Source organism: Aeromonas sp. 603404 (genome assembly GCF_049171775.1).
Classification (GTDB): Bacteria; Pseudomonadota; Gammaproteobacteria; order Enterobacterales; family Aeromonadaceae; genus Aeromonas; species Aeromonas veronii_A.
Genome location: NZ_JAAKPE010000004.1, coordinates 73,389 through 92,885, shown reverse-complemented (window position 1 = coordinate 92,885; position 19,497 = coordinate 73,389). Strand labels below are relative to the sequence as shown.

Genomic DNA, 19,497 nt, shown 5'->3' with positions numbered 1-19,497 from the left:
CTGGCTCTCAGTAACCCAGGGTAAAGCGCTGGCGCTGGTGAGCCGGTTTTTCCACCTCGTTCAGCACACCGTCAGCCAGATCACCGGCGGTGATCCCGGCAGGCTGTTCGCCGCTAAAGAGCACCTGATCGCCACCAATCCGATAGCCGCCGCGCTTCTCGCCCGGCTCCAGGAACACCGGGGGAGAGACAAAGCGCCAGTCGAGGGCGGTTTCACGACGCAGGGCGGTGAGACCGTCGCGGGCCGCCAGTGCCCCCTGTTTCCACTCGGCCGGGAACTCCGGGGTATCCACCAGTTGCACGCCGGGGGCAACCTCCAGACTGCCGGCACCACCCACGACCAGCAGCCAGCTGTTGGCCGCTTTGGCTGCTGCGACGATCGCGTTGGCGCCCTTGAGGTACTGGTCGTAGATATCCGCTGTGGTCCAGCCCGGGTTGTAGGCGCTGATCACCCGATCGTGCCCCTTGAGCACCTCGGCCAATGCCTGCGGGTTTTGGGCATCCACCGCCACGGCGGTGACCTGCGGATGGGCGGCCACCTTGCTGACATCGCGGACGATGGCGGTGACGTGATGGCCGCGGCTGATGGCCTCGTTCAGGATGGCTGAACCGACAAAACCGCTGGCACCGATCAGGGCAATCTTCATGGGGAACTCTCCTTCACTGTTGGAATGGGGCTATCCTACGCTGCCATTTATGATTTAATAATCACCTCAAAAATGCATTCACTTATAAGCTGGATTTAATAATGGAACAGCTCAGACGTTACGCCATCTTCGCCGCCGTGGTGGAAGCGGGCAGCATGACAGGGGCGGCCAAATCCCTTGGCATGACCCCCTCCGCCGTCAGTCAGCATATCAGTCAGCTGGAGAGCCTGCTCGGACTGCCCCTGCTCCATCGCTCCACCCGTCGTCTCAGTCTGACCGAGGCGGGAGAGGTGGTGTGGCAAGGGTGTCGGGCGTTGCAGCAGACTCTGAGCGAGACCGAGCTGCGCCTCTCGGAGGTGCGCGACGCCCTGCTCGGGGAAGTGCGGATCACCGCCCCGGTGGGGATGGCGGGCCAGCCGCTGGCTCTGGCCCTCTCGCCGCTGTTGCAGGCCCATCCCGGCCTCACCATCCAGATCATCGCCGACGACGAGAAGCGGGATCTGATTGCCGAGCGGATCGACGTGGCGCTGCGGGTCGGCACCTTGCCTGACTCGACCCTGGTGGCCCGCAAACTGGGGCAGACCCGGATGCTGCTCTGCGCCGCTCCCGCCTATCTGGCGCGCAAGGGGACGCCGCGCATGCCCGCCGATCTGGCCACCCACGACTGGCTCTGCGGCGACATGCTGGGCAACGGTTTGCTGCTGCTTGACGAGAAGGGGGGCGAGCACAGGGTGAGGTTCAAGGCCAAGGTGCTCTGCAATAACGTGTTGCCCCTGCGCCAGTTTGCGCTGGCGGGGCAGGGGATCTCGCTGCAACCGGAGGGAGAAATTGGCGAGGATCTGACGCAGGGGCGTCTGCTCGAACTGTTGCCCGGTTTTCGGGTGGCACCGATGGAGATCCACGCCATCACGCCGCAGCGGGAGATCCCGGAGAAGGTGCGGCGGGTGGTGGAGGCGCTGCGCAGCTATTTCGGCACGACGATGTCGTCATGAGCTGCGCCTTAATGGTTGAGAAAAGGCGCCCGATTATCCTGAAGGGGGATTATCCATAAGGCGGTTTGTCGAGAAGAGCGATAGCCCGGATGAGAAGATGGGCATGCTTGACTGTTAAGCATACTTAAAACGAACTGACGGCCCGCACCTGATCTTTGAGCCAATTAAGCCCGGTATCCTGACCGGAGCTCTTGTGCCAACTCATGTAGACGGGGCAATCCTCCGAGAGCCAGGGGAGGGGATAGCTGGCCAGATCCAGCGCTTGCCCCAGCTTCTCCATGTGCCACTGGCTGGCGACGCAGAGCCAGTCGGTACGACTCACCAGATGAAGGGCGGTGAGCAGGGAGTCGCTCTCGTAGGCAATCTGGCGCGGCGGCAGCGGCGCCTTGGTCAGGGTGTTAAGCAGCAAGCTGTCGAGCCGCCTGGTTTGCAATACCACGTGCTTTTCGTTGAAGAAGGTGGCCATGTCGGGGGCCTGGCGGATCCTGGGGTGATCCTTGCGGCAGGCGATGCGCAGGGCCTGGGACATGATCTGCTCGTTTTCGATCCCCTGCTCCGCCATCGGCTTGGTGGCCAGCACCAGATCCACGCTGTGCAGATAGAGGCTGTTCTGGCGCAGGGCTTCGTCCTGCACCTGGGTGTTCCACTCCAGCTGACAGTTGGGGGCTTGGGTCTGCAGCAGGTTGTTGAGCTCCGGCAGGAAGAAGATATCGATATCGGGCACCCCCGCTATGCGAAAGGTGCGCCGACTGGTCTGGGGATCAAAGAGATCGGTGCGCTGCAGGCTGCGCTCCATGTCGTGCAGCGGCACCATGATCTCGTGGTGCAGACTGAGCGCTCGCGCCGTGGGGGTGATGCCGCGTCCCTGGCGGACAAACAGCGGCTCGCCCACCAGGGTGGTCAGGCGGCTGATGGCCTGGCTGATGGCCGAGGGGGTCATCTCCATCATCTCGGCGGCCGTGGTGACACCACCATAGCGGATCACCGCATCGAGGACGCGAAAGAGATTGAGATCTACTTGAGACATGGTGGCTACCGTTAAGCAAGATTAAACAGTTAACATACTGAACAGCCTCTTGTCCGGCCAGTATTCCCTGCGATAACTGTGATGTTTCCCTCTCTATTCGTCACCTTTCATCTTGCCGCGAATGCGATCGAGCCTGTTTTGCCGCCATGCTTGAGCCCGGCAGGTGGCCCGCGGCATAGAGTAGCGCGACCAGCAGCAAGCCGCCCAGAAAGAGCCAGCGAGCGCTTCCCCAATGGCCGCTGTCCGTCATCAGGGCCGCCAGCAGCAAGGGCCCCAGCAGCTGACCGAGGTTGGCGAGCTGGACAAAAAAGCCCTGCACGATGGCCAGTTGCACCGGCCCCTGACTCACTCCCTGCGCTGACGAGAGGATCGCTGGCGGCGCCATGCCACCCGAAAGGGAGAGGACGAGGCACAATCCATAGGCCCACCACGGCGACAGGCCGGGCCAGAAGGCGAGCATGCCGCACAGCGCCATCAGACCCAGTGCCCAGCTGATGAGCCGGTCTCGCGCTACGCCCCGGCGCAGCAGCCATGCCCCCATCAGGTTGCCGGGAATATTGGCGACCACCGCCAGTGCCGAAAGCAGGGCGATCTGGCTTTGGCCAATCCCGGGGCTGCCTTGCAACATGGTTGGCAGCCAGACAAAGAGCGCCCAGAGCATCAGGCTGTAGAGCGTGAACGCCAACCCGTAGCGCCAGAGTGCCTTCTGCCGGAGCACCGTGAGCTGGCGCAGTGGGCGGCCTGCGTTAGCCGCGCTTTGGGGCCCCCCGACCCGCAGCCCATCTGCCGAGCGACTGGCGAGCAGAAGCAGCAGGGCAGAGAGTTGCGGGATCATCAGGAGCAGCCAGGCCAGTCGCCAGCCCCCTTGCGCCGTGAGCCAGGGGGTGATCAGCATACCCGCCGCCGCACCGAGGGGCAGGTTGACCGCCCACAGGCTCAAGGCCAGCCGTTTGTCCTCCTCCCGGGTTACCGCCACGATAAAGGCGGGCATGGCCACCGAGACCAGCAAAAAGCCAATCCCCTCGACAATGCGCGACAGCAGCATCATGGCCAGCCCGGTGGCGGGCAGTGCCAACGCCCCGCCTGTGACGATAACCAAAAGCCCGACAACCCCGGTTTGCCGCCCACTCCAGCGGGTCAGCAGCAGGCCGAGAAAGAGACTGCAGAGGATCGCCAGCGTATTGAAAGCTGAGGCGAGATAGCTGGCTTCGACCAGTGTCAGCCCCAGCTCGCTGCGCAGTATGCCGAGTACGGCGGGCACTTTGCCAAGGCAGAGGGCGCCGCTGGCACCGGCAAAAATGGCGAGGAAGACCAGAGGCCAGCGCGTGCTTTGTGGCTGGTGGCCAGCGAGCGTGCTCATGGCCGATATTGGCCGTTGCGCAGCCACTCATCGTTGAGCTGACCAAATTCGCCGCGCTGATAGGCATGCAGCCGATCTGCAATGGCGTCGTGGCTGTTCATGACGAAGGGGCCATGTTTGACCAGGGGTTCATTGAGCGCCTGGCCTGAGAGCAGCACGAAGTGGCAGGGCTCGGTGGCCTCAAGCTGCAGAGCCACAGCCTCGCCGCCATCGGCAGAGAGGCTGACACCCATCCCGTGACCTGCCGGGATGAGGTGCCGCTCTCCCTCCGCCTGCAGGGTCAGCGATCCGGTCAGGGAATAGACCATGGCATTCCAGCCTGCCGCCAGCAGATGGGTGAAGCGGCTGCCGGGCGCGCAATGGCCATCGAGCAGGGTAAAGGGTTGGGGGAGTTCTGCCGAGTGTGGTGCCGTTATCCCGTTGCTGTGGCCTGCGACCACTCGTACTCGCACCCCTTCGCCATGAAACTCGGGGATAGTGGCAGCGGCTGCGTGGATGGCAAAAGGCGACGCCATCTTCTGACGGGCAGGCAGGTTGACGAAGATTTGCAGGGCGTGGACATAGGGCGATGCCCCTTCCGGCTGCTCGGTATGTACGGCACCGCGCCCGGCCGCCAGCCAGTGGAGCGCGCCCGGTTCGATGGGGCCCTGATTGCCGAGGGAGTCGTAGTTGACGTGGGGGCTCGTCGAATCCTCGAACAGATAGGTGACGGCAGAGATCCCGGCATGGGGATGGGGCTCGAAGGTGGGAGCGGTCATCTGGAAGTGATCCACCATCACCACGGGGTCTATCAGACCGTTGAAAAAGTGTTCGCCAAAATGGCTGGCTTCAAAGCCGCTGCCAATGCGCAGCGGTTGGCCCTTGACGGGGGCGGAGAGAGTCAGGCGTCTGGTCATCGATATAACCTCTTGAAGATAAAAGATGCCTTCGGTCATCTGACCGAAGGCGGGCGAGTTACGACTTCTTGGCACCTTCTTGCATCTGCCACACCAGGGTAGCGAAAGGCATGTCGAGGGCGCTGTAGACATCGTGTGCCTTGGGATCGACGTTGCTGCGCAGCATCTCGACCGCGGCGGAGGCGTAGTCGGTGACCGGGATACCGGCCCCCAGCAAGCGTTGCAGCCCAGTGGTGCGCTTGGCTTCGTTGAAGGTGCCGGAAGCATCAAGCACCACTCGGGCATCATAGCCGGCAGCCTTGGCAGAGAGGGCCGGGAAGCTGGCGCAGATCTCGAGGGATACCCCGGCGATGATCAGCTGTTTGCGGCCGGTCTTCTCAATGGCTGCGCGCACGGCAGGATCGTCCCAGGCGTTGATGACGGTGCGGTTGATCACCTTCACATCCGGCAGGGCACTGGTCAGTTCAGGCATGGTGGGGCCCCACATGCCATCGGGCATGGTAGCGGTCACGATCACCGGCACGCCGAGGGCGCGGGCGGCGTTGGCCAGCGCCACCACGTTGTGCTTGAGCTCGCCCACCGTGGTGTCGCGCACGCCGCTCAGCAAGCCGACCTGATGGTCGACCAGCAGCAGTACCGCATTGTCTCGGGAGAGCATCTCCAGATAGCGGTTCGGTGATACGGTCGGATGTCTGGCAGCCTCGGCGGCCATGGCCGGTGTCGCTGTGGTGGCCAGGGTGGCGGTCAGGGTCGCCAGACCGAGCAGGGTGGCAGAGCAGATTTGTCGCAGTTTCATGGTGAACTCCTTGTGATATCGGAACAGTCAAACGGCCCTTGCTGGTGGGGCGGATTGCCCGCGCAGCAACCGTCTGATGGGGACAGGGCCATTATGATGGCTGCAAAAATGGCGACAATCTGGTGAAATAGGTTCTTATCGTTCCATTGGTGGAACGATGTGAATGATCCTCACCCTGACCAAGGCTGCCCGATGACACCACTGGAACTTGATTTGAATGATCTCTATCTCTTCACCCATGTGGTGCAACGGCAGGGATTCACTGCCGCCGCGCGGGCGCTTGGCGTGCCCAAGTCGCGGATCTCGCGCCGGATCCGGCTGCTGGAGGAGCGGCTGGATACCCGGCTGCTGCAACGTACCTCGCGCCAGCTCAGCCTGACCGATGCCGGTGAGGTGCTCTATCGCCACTGTCAGGCGATGCTGGCTGAGGCGCAGGCCGGAGAGGCGGCGGTGCGGCAACGGCAGCAGGAGCCGAGCGGTCTGGTGCGGATCAGCGTGCCCATTACCATCGCCGATGCGCTGCTCGCCCGCTTGCTGCCCGCTTTTATGGCGCAATACCCCAAGGTGAGACTCGCCGTGCAAGCCAGCAACCGGCAGGTGGATCTGCTGGAGGAGGGGCTGGATGTGGTGATCCGCGGGGTGGCCTTCGAGCAGCCCCCCTCCAGTCTGGTGCAGGTGCCGCTCTGCACGGTGCAGTGGGGCGTGCTGGCGACCCCGGCGTGGCTCTCGCGCCACAATGCGCTGGCGCATCCACGCCAGCTGGAAGGAGAGGATGCCCTGCTTTTCAGCTCGCTGGAGCGTCAGGCCGATCTGTTGCGGCTGCGGCACGATAGCGGGGAGAGTGAGGAGGTGGCGGTCAATGTGCTGCTGCGCAGCGACAATGTGCAAACCCTCAAACAGGCGGCGCTGGCGGGGCTCGGGATGGTGGGCTTGCCACTTTACGCCTGCGTGAGTGAGTTGGCGGATGGGCGGCTGCAACAACTGCTGCCCGAGTGGCGCCCCAAAGATGGCAAGCTGGTGATGCTCTATCCCGCGCGGCGCGGTCTGTCACCAGCGGTCAGGGCCCTCATCGACTTTATCAAGGTGCAGTTGCCTGCACTGCTGGCAGAGGTCGGTCGGCCACGCTGAGGAGGGCTATCCCTCCATCTTGCGGCGAATGCGCTCGAACAGGCTCTGCAGGCAGGCTTGATCCCGATCGGCGGCCCGCACCGCGCCGTACATATGGCGACGAATACCGCTGCCGAGGGGGCGGGCGCAGAGCATCCCCTGTCTGACAAACTCGTTGCTGGCCCAGCGCGGCAGGGCGGCGACCCCGAGGCCGGCGGCGGCCATCTGCAGCATCACCGAGGTGTTGTCCACCGGCTTGCAGCGGGCGGGCTCCACCCCGGCGGGTTGCAAAAAGCGGTTGAAGATATCCATGCGGCTGCGCTCCACCGGATAGACCAGCAGCACCTCCGCCCCCAGATCGCCCGGCTCGATGTGGCTCCGGTGGCAGAGGGGGTGATCCGGCGCCATCACCAGAGTCAGATCAAAGGCAAACAGCGGCTCGAAGTGGAGATCGCCCCGGGCCTGCACATCGGAGGTGAGCAGCAGGTCGAGTTGGCCGCCGAGCAGGGCATTGATGGCATCAAAGCCCGGCACTGACTCCACCTCCAGATCTACCCCGGGCCACTGGCGGCGAAAATCGGGCAACAGCGGCAGCAGCCACTGGATGCAACTGTGGCAATCGAGCGCCAAATGCAGCCTTCCCGCATCGCCGCTCTGCAAGGCCTGCAGCTGTTTCTCGGTTTGGGCCAGGGCGGGCAGTACCTGACGGGCAAAGGCGAGCAGCTGGCTGCCTGCCGCGGTCAGCACCAGCGGGCGGCTTTTGCGCAGGTAAAGCTCCAGATTGAGGCGGGTCTCCAGCTCTTTGAGCTGGTGGGAGAGGGCGGACTGGGTGAGGTTGAGGGTCAGCGCCGCACCGGCCAGCGAGCCCTGCTCGGCCAGCGCGGTCAATGTTTTCAAGTGTTTGATCTCTATCCCTGCATTGCTTGGCACTGCCATAAGATGGCTCCTTGTGAGATTGCGTATGGCGCTGAGGTTGCGGTCGGCGGTGACCTGCTGCGCTTCTTGACTCCGGCACCTCTTGCACCTGTAAAAAACGGCCTCTGTATCCTCGCGGTGAACCTGACTGGCGGTCAGTTGAGGATTATTTGAGAGCCACTTGAAGAGGATTCAATAGCCAGCGTCACCTTATCTTGTCATTTTGGATGTGTAAACATCTGGATGGCTAAATCATCCAGTTTCCCATCAGATGAATGAGCATAAGGAAATGAACCTATGACACGAGCACACACCCTGGGCTTCCCCCGTATCGGCGCAAAGCGCGAGCTGAAATTTGCCCTCGAATCCTACTGGCGTGGCGAGACCACTCAGGCCGAACTCGTTGCCGTGGGCAAGACGCTGCGTGAGCGCCACTGGCAGGCCCAGCTCGGCGCCGGGGTCAATCTGCTGCCGGTGGGCGACTTTGCCTGGTACGATCAGGTGCTCGGCACCAGCCTGCTGGTAGATGCGGTGCCTGCCCGCCACCGCCATGGCGAGACCGATCTCGACACCCTGTTCCGGGTCGCCCGCGGCCGTGCGCCGACCGGCCCGGCGGCGGCCGCCGCCGAGATGACGAAATGGTTCAACACCAACTATCACTATCTGGTGCCGGAGTTCAGCCGTGAACAGCGCTTCAAGCTGGGCTGGAGCCAGCTGTTTGACGAGGTGGAAGAGGCCAAAGCGCTGGGGCTGCCGGTCAAGGCGGTGCTGCTGGGACCGGTCTCCTACCTCTGGCTCGGCAAGGAGAAAGAGAGCGGCTTCTCTCGCCTTGAACTGCTCGATCGCCTGCTGATTGTCTATCAGGAGATCCTGGCCAAGTTGGCCGCCCAAGGGGTGGAGTGGGTACAGATCGACGAACCGGCGCTGACGCTGGACTTGCCGGACGAGTGGCGGCTGGCCTACCTCAACGCTTACGAGCGCCTTGCGGGCCCTTGCAAGCTGCTGCTCACCACCTATTTCGGTTCGGTGGCCCATCAGCGCGACATTATCACCAGCCTCAAGGTAGATGGCCTGCATCTGGATCTGGTGGCCGCCCCCGAGCAGCTGGAAACCCTGGTGCCGCATCTGCCCGCCCAGTGGGTCATCTCAGCCGGGGTGATCAACGGCCGCAACGTCTGGCGTGCCAATCTGGCCAAGCTGGCGCCGACTCTGAAGGCACTGAAAGCCAAACTCGGCGAGCGGCTCTGGGTGGCCTCATCCTGCTCATTGCTGCACAGCCCGGTGGATTTGACCCTGGAGCAGGAGCTGGATCCCCAGACCCGCAGCTGGTTCGCTTTCGCCTTGCAAAAATGTTTCGAGCTGGGGCTGCTCAGAGAGTATCTGGATGGGGGCGAGCTCGACAAAATCACCGCCTACAGCCAGCCCATCGTCGATCGGGAGTCCGACAGCCGGGTGCACAAAAAAGCGGTGCAGTCACGGCTCGCCAGCCTCACCAACAGCGATTTTGATCGCCACAGCCCCTATCCGGTCAGGGCCGAGCTGCAGCGCTCGGATCTCAAACTGCCGCTGCTGCCCACCACCACCATAGGCTCCTTCCCGCAGACCTCCCAGATCCGGGTATTGCGGCAGGATTGGCGCGCCGGTCGCATCGATGACAGTACCTACGAGGCTGGCATTAAGGCCGAGATCCGCGATGCCATCGCGCGTCAGGAGGCCATCGGGTTGGACGTGCTGGTTCATGGTGAGGCCGAGCGCAATGACATGGTGGAGTATTTCGGTGAACTGCTGGATGGCTTTGCCATCACCCGCTTCGGTTGGGTACAGAGCTATGGCTCACGCTGCGTCAAGCCGCCGGTGATCACCCGCGATATTGACCGCCCGACCCCCATGACGCTCGAATGGACCCGATTTGCCCAGAGCCTGACCGACAAGCCGGTCAAGGGGATGCTGACCGGTCCTGTGACCATCCTCTGCTGGTCCTTCCCGCGGGAAGATGTGAGCCGCGAGCAATCGGCCCTGCAAATCGGGCTGGCTATTCGCGACGAGGTGGCAGATCTGGAAGCCGCCGGCATCAAGATCATCCAGATCGACGAACCGGCGATCCGCGAAGGCTTGCCCCTGCGCAAGCAAGATCATCAGGCCTATCTCGACTGGGCGGTGCGCGCCTTCCGTCTGAGCGCAAGCCCGGTGGCGGACAGCACCCAGATCCACACCCACATGTGTTACAGCGACTTCAACCTCATCATCGAGGCGGTGGCAGCGCTGGATGCGGATGTGATCACCATCGAGACCAGCCGCAGCCAGATGCAGTTGCTCGAAGCGTTCGAACGCTTCAACTACCCCAACGAGATTGGCCCGGGCGTCTACGACATTCACTCGCCGAACGTGCCGAGCCAGAGCTGGATTGAGGGGTTGCTGCGCAAGGCGGCCAAGCAGATCCCGGCCGAACGGCTCTGGGTCAACCCGGATTGCGGCCTCAAGACCCGCGGCTGGGAAGAGACTGAGGCCGCCCTCAAGGTGATGGTCGATGCCACCAAGGCGCTGCGGGCCGAGCTGGCGTAACCGGCAAGCCGTGACAGCCATCGGTAAGGTGGCGTGCTGACAAACGAACAAGAGAGGGGAAGCCACTGCTTCCTCTCTCTTTTTCGTTGGCCACTTTTTCCACTGGATCCTGAGCCTTGCCACAGCCCGCTTTGCACTAGGCTCAGAGGTGGCAGGAGTGGATGGAGTCGCGGCCATGGGTGTAGGTATGAGGATCGCAATCCTGTGGGGATTGCTGATGTGGCAGAGTGCATGGCCGGCGCCAGCGGCCGAGTTGAAGCTGGTCTATTTTGACGACTTTGCCCCATATTCGTGGCGTGACGAACAGGGCAAGATGCGCGGGCTGATGATCGACGTGATGGATCGGGTGGCTGCGCAGATGGGGCTGCGGGTGCACCACGAAGGTTATCCATGGCAACGGGCGCAAAAACTGGTGCGGATGGCGCAGGCCGATGGCTTTGTCACCATCGCCACCCGCGAGCGGCGCAGCTATACCCTGGTTGTGGAAGAGCCGGTCACTACAACTGTGCTAACCATTTTTACCCAGCGTGCCCATCCCCGAATGGTGGAATTTCAGCGTGCCAGCCGCTTGAGCGACTTCAAATCGCTTACCTTTCTCGACTATTTCGGTAACGGTTGGGGCAAGGAGAACCTGGCGGGCTTCACCGTTCATCACACCATCAATGTCGATAATGTTTTCAAAATGCTGGCGGCGGGTCGGGGGGACCTGATGGTGACCGACCCACTGGTGGCACGTTTCAAACTCAACCAGCTGGGATTGTCCGGGCAGGTGGTCGAGGTGCCGCTGCAGCTTGCCTCTACCCCGTTCAATCTCTGCATCGGCAAGCACTCTCGCTTTAATACCCGGATAACCGAGTTCAACCGTGCCCTGCAACAGCTGCGACAAAGCGGCGAGTTGGCGCGTATCGTCGAACGCTATCGTTGATGCGCGGCCGCCATCTGCGGTTTGCCAACGGCGTGTCTATCTTGGCGTCATATCGGCGATGGTTGCCCAGAAGGCATCGATCAAGGGCCCCTTGTTGTGGGGCGGACGGATAAGGCCAATGGTCCAGCAGGCTTCCCCATCTCTAAGGGGCAGGGTGAGCACATCCGGGTGCTCTATGGTGGTGGAGGAGGGGACCAGGGTCCAGGTGATCTCGGCTGCCGCGGTGGCGACGCCAGCGGCGAAGTCGTTGACGTACTGGATATCGCGAAAACGCAGCCCGCTCTGGGCCAGATAGTTCATCAGGTGATCGTAAAACGACGGCGCCTTGTCACGACGCAGGATCGCCAGCGGTTTGTCCACCAGATCCGCCAACTCCCTCACATCGCGGTAGCTGGCGGGCAGTACGGCGACAAAGTGGGCTTCGACCACCGGCAGGGCGTGCCACCCCTTGGGGGCGGGCAGGCGGCAAAAACCGAGATCCAGCTTGCCTTCACTGAGGGCCAGCAGCTGGTGGTGGGTAGAGAGATCGTTGAGCTCGATGGTCACCTGCGGCCGCTCGGCGCGAAAGCGGGCGATGGCGGCGGGCACCAGGATCTTGGTGGCCACGCCAAAGCCGATGCGCAGGGTGCCGACATTGCCCGCCAGCACGTCGCGGGCGGTGCGCGAGAGCTGTTCGCTCTGGATGACCACAGCGCGGGCATCCTCATACAGCGCCCTGCCCAGTCCGGTGAGGCGAGTGGTACTGGCGTTGCGCTCGAACAGCTCGCCGCCCAGCTCCTCCTCCAGCCGCCTTATCTGTTTGCTCAGGGCCGACTGGGTAACGTGCTGACGTACCGCCGCCTGGCCGAAGTGCAGCACCTCCCCCAGAGTGACGAAGGCTTTCAGATCCCGTAGCTCCATCAGTGCTCCTTTCATTCCTTTTGGGAATGTTGAGTGGTCATATTTGTCATTGGACGGAATTTTAGAAGTGATGGATGCTTATGCCAATTCATTTCGGGCGCCCCGACAGGGGGCGCCGAGTTATCAGAGATGGCCGACACCATCAGCGCAGAAGGAGCAACACCAGATGCATCACCACAAGTTCAACGACTTCCCGAGCGATTTTCTGTGGGGCGCCGCCTCCGCCGCCTATCAGGTTGAGGGGGGCTGGAATGCTGATGGCAAGGGGCCCTCGGTGTGGGATCTCTTCACCAAACTGCCGGGCAAGACCTTTGAGGGGAGCAACGGCGATGTGGCGGTGGATCACTACCACCGCATGGAAGAGGACGTGGCGCTGATGGCCGAGATGGGGCTCAAGGCCTACCGCTTCTCGGTGAGCTGGCCGCGCATCTACCCCACCGGTCGGGGGGAGGTGAACGAGGCGGGACTGGCCTTCTACGAGAAGCTGATCGACACCCTCCTGGCCCACCAGATCGAGCCGGTACTGACCCTTTATCACTGGGATCTGCCGCAGGCGCTGCAGGATGAGTACGGCGGCTGGGAAGACCGACGCATTATCGAGGATTTCGAGCGCTACTGCGTGACTCTCTATCAGCGTTTTGCCGGCAAGGTGAAGTACTGGGTCTCTCTCAACGAGCAGAATTACAACCTGACCAATGCCTATCAGCTCGGCACCCATCCGCCCGCAGTGCAGGATCGCAAGCGCTTCTTTGCCGCCAACCATATCGCGTTTCTGGCCAACGCCCGGGTGATCAAGGCGTTTCGACAGCATGTGCCAAATGGCCTCATCGGCCCGAGCTTTGCCTACTCCCCTGCCTATCCGGCGTCGTGCGACCCGAAAGATATGCTGGCCTATGAGAACGCCGAGGAGTTCAACAACCTCTGGTGGCTGGATGCCTACTGCTTTGGCCGCTATCCGCAGGCGGCGCTCGCTTACTTGCGAGAAAACGGCGAGGCGCCGGAGATCCTGCCGGGCGATATGGAGTTGCTGCGCGAGGGGACGCCCGACTACATCGGCGTCAACTACTACTACACCCTGACCTACACCGATAACCCCTTGGGTGGTCAGACCCTGCAGCGGATCAACACCACCGGCAAGAAGGGCACTACACCGTCCAGCGGCATTCCGGGCCTCTACAAGACGGCGCCCAATCCGCACCTTGAGACCAGCAACTGGGACTGGGCCATCGACCCGACCGGTATGCGCATCGCCCTGCGTCGCCTCTCTTCCCGTTATGGCCTGCCGCTGATGATCACCGAGAACGGCCTTGGCGAGTTCGACAAGCTGGAGGCGGGCGACAAGGTGAACGATGAGTACCGCATCGATTACCTGCGCAGCCACGTCAAGGCGTGCCAGGAGGCGATGCAGGATGGGGTGGAATTGCTCGGCTACTGCGCCTGGTCGTTCACCGACATCCTGAGCTGGCTCAACGGCTATCAGAAGCGCTACGGCTTCGTCTATGTGGAGCGTGACGAGCAGGGGGGCTCCCTTCGCCGGATCAAGAAAGCGAGCTTCCACTGGTACAGCCAGGTGATTGCGAGCCAGGGCAAGCAGCTCTGACGGTTTATCGCGTCGCGTAACCAGCGGGCCCGGGCAATCCCCGGGCCCGCGCTGTTTGTGGCGGGGGAGAGGGGGCAAGCCGGTTTCTCACCGTGCGACTCACCCCTGTTTGCTGATTTTTGTCCTGCCAAAGCTGCCGACCCCTGCTATTATCTGCGGCCGAACATGAGCCAATAAAAATCAGGATATCGTGATGACTGACCACACTTTTATTCCCGGCAAGGACGCGGCGCTGGAAGACTCCATCGAACGCTTCCAGACCAAGCTGCAAGCCTTAGGGTTTGATATCGAAGAGGCCTCCTGGCTCAACCCCGTGCCGAACGTCTGGTCGGTGCATATTCGCGACAAAGAGTGCGCCCTCTGCTTTACCAACGGCAAGGGTGCCAGCAAGAAGGCGGCCCTCGCGTCTGCCCTTGGCGAATATTTCGAGCGTCTCTCCACCAACTACTTCTTCGCCGACTTCTATCTGGGCGAGCAGGTCGCCAACGGCGATTTCGTTCACTACCCGAACGAGAAGTGGTTCCCCATCGAGGGTGACCAGTTCCCGGCCGGTCTGCTCGACAGCTTCACTCGCAAGTTCTACAACCCGGACGGTGAAGTGACCGCCGACATGCTGGTGGATCTGCAGTCAAACAACGAAGAGCGCGGTATCGTCGCCCTGCCGTTCGAGCGTCAGTCCGATCACGAGACCGTCTACATCCCGATGAACATCATTGGCAACCTCTATGTCTCCAACGGCATGAGCGCTGGCAACACCAAGACCGAAGCGCGCACCCAGGCGCTCTCCGAGGTGTTCGAGCGCCACGTGAAGAACAAGATCATCGCCGAGGCCATCAGCTTGCCGCTGATCCCGGACGAGGTGATTGCCCGTTATCCGGGGATTGCCGCCTCCATCGCGGCGCTCGAAGCGGAAGGCTTCCCCATTTACAGCTTCGATGCCTCTCTGGGTGGCCGTTATCCGGTCATCTGCGTGGTGCTGCTCAACCCGAGCAACGGCACCTGCTTTGCCTCCTTCGGCGCCCACCCACGCTTCGAAGTGGCTTTCGAGCGGACCGTCACCGAGCTGCTGCAGGGCCGCGGTCTCAAGGATCTCGACGTATTCGTGCCGCCGTCATTCGATAACGAGCAGGTGGCGGATCACCACAACCTCGAGACTCACTTCATCGACTCCTCGGGCCTTATCAGCTGGGACCTGTTCAAGCAGGATGCGGACTTCGAGTTTGCCGATTGGGACTTCCGTGGCACCTCGCAGGAGGAGTTCGACCACCTGATCGGCATCTTCCATGAGCTGGAGCAGCCGGTCTATATCGCCGACTACGAGCATCTGGGTGTCTACGCCTGCCGCATTCTGGTGCCCGGCATGTCCGACATCTATCCGGCCGAAGATCTGCTGCTGGCCAACAACAACATGGGCGCCAACCTGCGCGAAGTGATCCTGGCGCTGCCATCACTGGATTGGGATGCCGAGCAGTACATGGCGTTGTTTGATCAACTGGATGAAGAGGGGCACGACGAGCGCACCCGTGTACGCGAGCTGCTGGGCATCGCCGCTGCCAAGGGTACCGCGCTGCACACCCTGCGCGTTGGCGAGCTGAAAGCCATGCTGGCGCTGGCCGCCGGTGAGCTGGAGACCGCACTGGATCTCATCGACTGGACCATGGAGTTCAACCAGTCGGTGTTTACTGCCGAGCGTGCCAGCTACTACCGCGCCCTGCGTGCCTGCGTCGAGTTGTTCCTCGACGAGGAGCGCGACCCCGAGCAGTATCGCGCCGTCTTCACTCGCATGTATGGTGAAGAGACGCTGGCACAGGCATGGGCCAACGCCAGTGGCGAAGCACGCTTCCACGGTCTGGAAGCGGCCGACCTGTCGCTCTCCCAGTTCCCGCTGCACCAGAAGCTGCTGGCGGCTTACGATAAGCTGCAGAAGGCCAAGCGAGCCCATCACTGGGCGTGATCGTTGTTGTAAAGGAAGGGGCCGTGTGGCCCCTTCTGTTTATGGTGCGGCAAGGCAAGGGATTGTTATTCAAAGATGAAATAAAAAACAAAAAATACCCCTAAGGGGGTTGATGGCAGGGCAGGGGATGTGCTGTTGAACTGCAAAGATATCTTGCCAATACCACATTTCCATGCTCTAGAATAAATTCTTTAAAATCATTGCATTAAAAATGTGATATTTCTGTTTCAGCTGATACCTGGTGTAAAGTGGCGTAGCCATCGCACTAAAATATTTGTAGTAAAATTACATTCGCACTCTGATAAACTTGATCAATGTCAATTTTGGCTATTTGGCCCTTTGTTATGATTTCAACAGGCAAAACATTCAGGTAGAAAATAATTGAAAGCTGAATCTCCATTCGATTGTCTCAAGCCCGAAGCCATCGCTGCACTGGCTGAAGACATCACCTATGCCAAGGCTACCAAGCCGGCATACAAGGTCATTCCACTGGCCATTACCGCAGGCGCTTTCATCGCCATCGCATTTATCTTCTACATCACAGTGACGACCGGAACCGGCTCCATGCCTTGGGGTATGGCCAAGCTGGTGGGCGGTCTCTGCTTCTCTCTCGGACTTATTCTCTGTGTGCTGCTCGGTGCCGAGCTGTTCACCTCCACCACCCTGACGCTGGTGGCCAAGGCTGCCAATCGCATCAGCTGGGCTCAGCTGCTCAAGAACTGGGGGCTGGTCTACTTCGGCAACCTGATTGGTGGTCTGTTGATGGTGGCGCTGATCATCGTTTCTGCAGAGTACACGGCAGCAGACGGGCAGTGGGGCCTTAACGCCCTCAAAGTGGCCCAACACAAAATTCACCACACCTTCTTCGAAGCGGTGGCGCTGGGTATCCTCTGTAACCTGATGGTATGTCTTGCTGCCTGGATGGCCTTTGGTGCCCGCAGCGCGACTGACAAGGTAGTAGTTATGCTGCTGCCGGTTGCCATGTTCGTTGCATCAGGTTTCGAGCACAGCATCGCAAACATGTTTATGATTCCGGTTGGTATCGCTATCCACAGCGTGGCTAGTCCGGAATTTTGGCAGGCCATCGGCCAGGATCCGGCAACCTTTGCTGACCTGACCGTATCCAACTTCGTCCTACACAACCTCATCCCCGTGACCATCGGCAATATCATCGGTGGTGGCGTGATGGTTGGTCTGACTTACTGGTTTATCTTCCGTCGTCATCATTAAGGATGATTGCGGGATACTACATCAATACCGTGTGAGGTAATGAAAAATGGCAGAACTTAACGAACAGTTCCAAAAAGCATGGGAAGGCTTCGCGGCCGGTGAATGGCAGACCTCTGTCAACACCCGTGACTTCATCCAGAAGAACTACACCCCGTATGAAGGTGACGAGTCCTTCCTGGCTGGCGCGACCGAAGCGACCACCAAGCTGTGGGACAAGGTCATGGAAGGGATCAAAATCGAGAACCGCACTCATGCGCCGGTTGATTTTGATACTGACCTGCCCTCCACCATTACCGCACACGATGCAGGTTATATCGATCAGAGCCTGGAGCAGATCGTTGGTCTGCAGACTGACAAGCCGCTGAAGCGCGCCATCATCGCCAACGGCGGTATCAAGATGGTTAAAACTTCTTGCGAAGTGTACGGTCGTCAACTGGACCCGATGGTCGAGAAGATCTTCACCGAGTACCGCAAGACTCACAACCAGGGTGTGTTTGACGTTTACACCAAAGACATCCTGAACTGCCGTAAGTCTGGTGTTATCACCGGTCTGCCGGATGCCTACGGCCGTGGCCGTATCATCGGTGACTACCGTCGTGTTGCTCTGTACGGTGTTGACTTCCTGATGGCCGACAAACTGGCCCAGTTCAAGTCCCTACAAGCTGACCTGGAAAACGGTGTCAACCTGGAAGCTACCATCCGTCTGCGCGAAGAGATCTCCGAGCAGCACCGTGCCCTGGCACAGATGAAGGTGATGGCTGCCAAGTACGGTTGCGATATCTCCGTACCGGCCAAGAACGCCAAAGAAGCCGTACAGTGGACCTACTTCGCCTACCTGGCGGCAGTCAAGTCCCAGAACGGTGCAGCCATGTCCTTCGGTCGTACCTCCAGCTTCCTGGACATCTACATCGAGCGTGACCTGCAAAAAGGCCTGATCACCGAGCAAGAAGCCCAAGAGCTGATGGACCACATGGTCATGAAGCTGCGTATGGTTCGCTTCCTGCGTACCCCGGAATACGATTCACTGTTCTCCGGCGACCCGATGTGGGCTACCGAGACCCTGGCTGGTATGGGCGTTGATGGCCGTACCCTGGTCACCAAGAACAGCTTCCGTATGCTGAACACCCTGTACACCATGGGCCCGTCCCCTGAGCCGAACCTGACCATCCTGTGGTCCGAGAAGCTGCCGGTCGGTTTCAAGAAGTACTGTGCCAAGGTATCCATCGAGACCTCTTCCGTTCAGTACGAGAACGACGATCTGATGCGTCCGGATTTCAACAACGATGACTACGCCATCGCTTGCTGTGTATCCCCGATGATCGTTGGCAAGCAGATGCAGTTCTTCGGTGCTCGTGCCAACCTGGCCAAGACCATGCTGTATGCAATCAACGGTGGTATGGACGAGAAGCTCAAGATCCAGGTCGGTCCGAAAACCGAGATGGTCAAGTCCGAGTACCTCGACTACAACGACGTAATGGATCGTCTGGACCACTTCATGGATTGGCTGGCCAAGCAATACGTTGCTGCGCTGAACATCATCCACTACATGCACGACAAGTACAGCTACGAAGCCTCTCTGATGGCGCTGCACGACCGTGACGTATATCGCACCATGGCGTGTGGTATCGCTGGTCTGTCTGTAGCCGCTGACTCCCTGTCTGCCATCAAGTACGCCAAGGTCAAGCCGATTCGTGACGAAGATGGCGTTGCCATCGACTTCGAAATCGAAGGCGAATACCCGCAGTTCGGTAACAACGACGCTCGCGTCGATGATATCGCCTGTGACCTGGTTGAGCGCTTCATGAAGAAGATTCAGAAGCTGAACACCTACCGTGGTGCTGTTGCTACCCAGTCTGTTCTGACCATCACCTCCAACGTGGTATATGGCAAGAAGACCGGTAACACCCCGGATGGCCGTCGTGCTGGTGCTCCGTTCGGCCCGGGTGCCAACCCGATGCACGGTCGTGACCAGAAGGGTGCTGTTGCTTCCCTGACTTCCGTAGCCAAGCTGCCGTTCGCTTACGCTAAAGATGGTATCTCCTATACCTTCTCCATCGTTCCGAACGCACTGGGTAAAGATATGGAAGCCCAGAAAGCCAACCTGGCTGGCCTGATGGACGGTTACTTCCACCACGAATCCAACGTAGAGGGTGGTCAGCACCTGAACGTTAACGTGATGAACCGTGAAATGCTGCTGGACGCCATGGAAAACCCGGAGAAATATCCGCAGTTGACCATCCGCGTATCCGGTTATGCCGTTCGCTTCAACTCTTTGACCAAAGAGCAACAGCAAGACGTCATCACCCGTACCTTCACTGCTTCTCTGTAATCGAGACATAGTGAGCAAAAACCGGCGCCAAGGCGCCGGTTTTTTTATGCGTGCGATTCAGGGGGAGTAATCATCCCCTGTGAATCGCCCCCCAGTTCCATCGCAACCACAACAGTTGTTACTGGGGATTTGAAAAGGATCAAGGGGAGGGGCTCACCAGGATTGACCTGGGCCCCGTCTGTAATGCGATTATGCTTTATTCGCGCTCTAAGGGGATAGGCGGTTGCTCTGCCTGCCATTGCATCAGTGTTGCTATGG

The 19,497-nt window shown here is 60.6% G+C and carries 15 protein-coding genes; 8 read left to right on the top strand and 7 right to left on the bottom strand.

Going from position 1 to position 19,497, the window contains the following annotated elements:
* Positions 1 to 7: 7 nt before the first annotated feature.
* Entirely contained in the window at positions 8 to 646 is a 639-nt protein-coding gene (locus tag G5306_RS07675) for an NAD(P)-dependent oxidoreductase (protein WP_421312676.1), read from the bottom strand.
* Between the two features lie 101 nt (positions 647 to 747).
* Here G5306_RS07675 and G5306_RS07670 point away from each other — a divergent pair, with 101 nt between their 5' ends.
* Positions 748 to 1,638 carry a LysR family transcriptional regulator gene (locus G5306_RS07670; RefSeq protein WP_421312675.1) on the top strand — a complete coding sequence of 297 codons (891 nt, stop codon included), beginning with the start codon at positions 748 to 750 and terminating at the stop codon, positions 1,636 to 1,638.
* A 124-nt stretch (positions 1,639 to 1,762) separates the two neighbouring features.
* Here G5306_RS07670 and G5306_RS07665 read toward each other — a convergent pair whose 3' ends face one another.
* From G5306_RS07665 to G5306_RS07650, 4 genes are all read right to left on the bottom strand, one after another.
* Positions 1,763 to 2,665 (bottom strand): LysR family transcriptional regulator, encoded by a 903-nt coding sequence (locus G5306_RS07665; RefSeq protein ID WP_005352600.1) that lies wholly within the window; start codon positions 2,663 to 2,665, stop codon positions 1,763 to 1,765.
* Between the two features lie 100 nt (positions 2,666 to 2,765).
* The gene (locus G5306_RS07660) at positions 2,766 to 4,025 is read right to left on the bottom strand and encodes a CynX/NimT family MFS transporter (protein WP_421312674.1); all 1,260 of its coding nucleotides are present in this window, start codon (positions 4,023 to 4,025) and stop codon (positions 2,766 to 2,768) included.
* Positions 4,022 to 4,921 (bottom strand): pirin family protein, encoded by a 900-nt coding sequence (locus G5306_RS07655; RefSeq protein WP_421312673.1) that lies wholly within the window; start codon positions 4,919 to 4,921, stop codon positions 4,022 to 4,024. The genes G5306_RS07660 and G5306_RS07655 overlap by 4 nt, the downstream gene beginning before the upstream one ends.
* 58 nt (positions 4,922 to 4,979) lie before the next feature.
* Entirely contained in the window at positions 4,980 to 5,717 is a 738-nt protein-coding gene (locus tag G5306_RS07650) for an isochorismatase family protein (RefSeq protein WP_421312672.1), read from the bottom strand.
* Between the two features lie 192 nt (positions 5,718 to 5,909).
* Here G5306_RS07650 and G5306_RS07645 point away from each other — a divergent pair, with 192 nt between their 5' ends.
* Positions 5,910 to 6,845 (top strand): LysR substrate-binding domain-containing protein, encoded by a 936-nt coding sequence (locus tag G5306_RS07645; protein ID WP_421312671.1) that lies wholly within the window; start codon positions 5,910 to 5,912, stop codon positions 6,843 to 6,845.
* A gap of 6 nt (positions 6,846 to 6,851) precedes the next feature.
* On the opposite strand, the gene G5306_RS07640 is transcribed toward G5306_RS07645, so the two are convergent.
* A complete protein-coding gene (locus G5306_RS07640) occupies positions 6,852 to 7,760 on the bottom strand; it encodes a LysR substrate-binding domain-containing protein (protein ID WP_368227032.1) in 909 nt (302 codons plus the stop codon).
* Positions 7,761 to 8,036: 276 nt separating this feature from the next.
* Here G5306_RS07640 and metE point away from each other — a divergent pair, with 276 nt between their 5' ends.
* Together metE and G5306_RS07630 are read left to right on the top strand one after the other, a co-directional pair.
* The gene (gene metE, locus G5306_RS07635) at positions 8,037 to 10,301 is read left to right on the top strand and encodes a 5-methyltetrahydropteroyltriglutamate--homocysteine S-methyltransferase (protein WP_421312670.1); all 2,265 of its coding nucleotides are present in this window, start codon (positions 8,037 to 8,039) and stop codon (positions 10,299 to 10,301) included.
* A 217-nt stretch (positions 10,302 to 10,518) separates the two neighbouring features.
* Complete coding sequence (locus G5306_RS07630) at positions 10,519 to 11,226, top strand: substrate-binding periplasmic protein (protein WP_421312743.1); 708 nt, start codon at positions 10,519 to 10,521, stop codon at positions 11,224 to 11,226.
* A gap of 36 nt (positions 11,227 to 11,262) precedes the next feature.
* Here the strand turns inward: G5306_RS07630 and G5306_RS07625 are convergent, their stop codons facing one another.
* Complete coding sequence (locus tag G5306_RS07625; protein WP_421312669.1) at positions 11,263 to 12,126, bottom strand: LysR substrate-binding domain-containing protein; 864 nt, start codon at positions 12,124 to 12,126, stop codon at positions 11,263 to 11,265.
* 166 nt (positions 12,127 to 12,292) lie between these two features.
* Between G5306_RS07625 and G5306_RS07620 the strand changes: the two genes are divergently transcribed.
* The 4 genes from G5306_RS07620 (at position 12,293) to pflB (ending at position 19,239) form a co-directional block, all read left to right on the top strand.
* Complete coding sequence (locus G5306_RS07620) at positions 12,293 to 13,726, top strand: glycoside hydrolase family 1 protein (RefSeq protein ID WP_021231363.1); 1,434 nt, start codon at positions 12,293 to 12,295, stop codon at positions 13,724 to 13,726.
* 193 nt (positions 13,727 to 13,919) lie between these two features.
* Entirely contained in the window at positions 13,920 to 15,680 is a 1,761-nt protein-coding gene (gene ycaO / locus G5306_RS07615) for a 30S ribosomal protein S12 methylthiotransferase accessory factor YcaO (RefSeq protein WP_206901738.1), read from the top strand.
* Positions 15,681 to 16,061: 381 nt separating this feature from the next.
* Positions 16,062 to 16,910 carry a formate transporter FocA gene (gene focA / locus G5306_RS07610; protein WP_005333620.1) on the top strand — a complete coding sequence of 283 codons (849 nt, stop codon included), beginning with the start codon at positions 16,062 to 16,064 and terminating at the stop codon, positions 16,908 to 16,910.
* 46 nt (positions 16,911 to 16,956) lie between these two features.
* On the top strand, positions 16,957 to 19,239 hold the full coding sequence (pflB, locus tag G5306_RS07605; RefSeq protein ID WP_005352571.1) for a formate C-acetyltransferase: 2,283 nt from the start codon (positions 16,957 to 16,959) through the stop codon (positions 19,237 to 19,239).
* Positions 19,240 to 19,497: the final 258 nt, after the last annotated feature.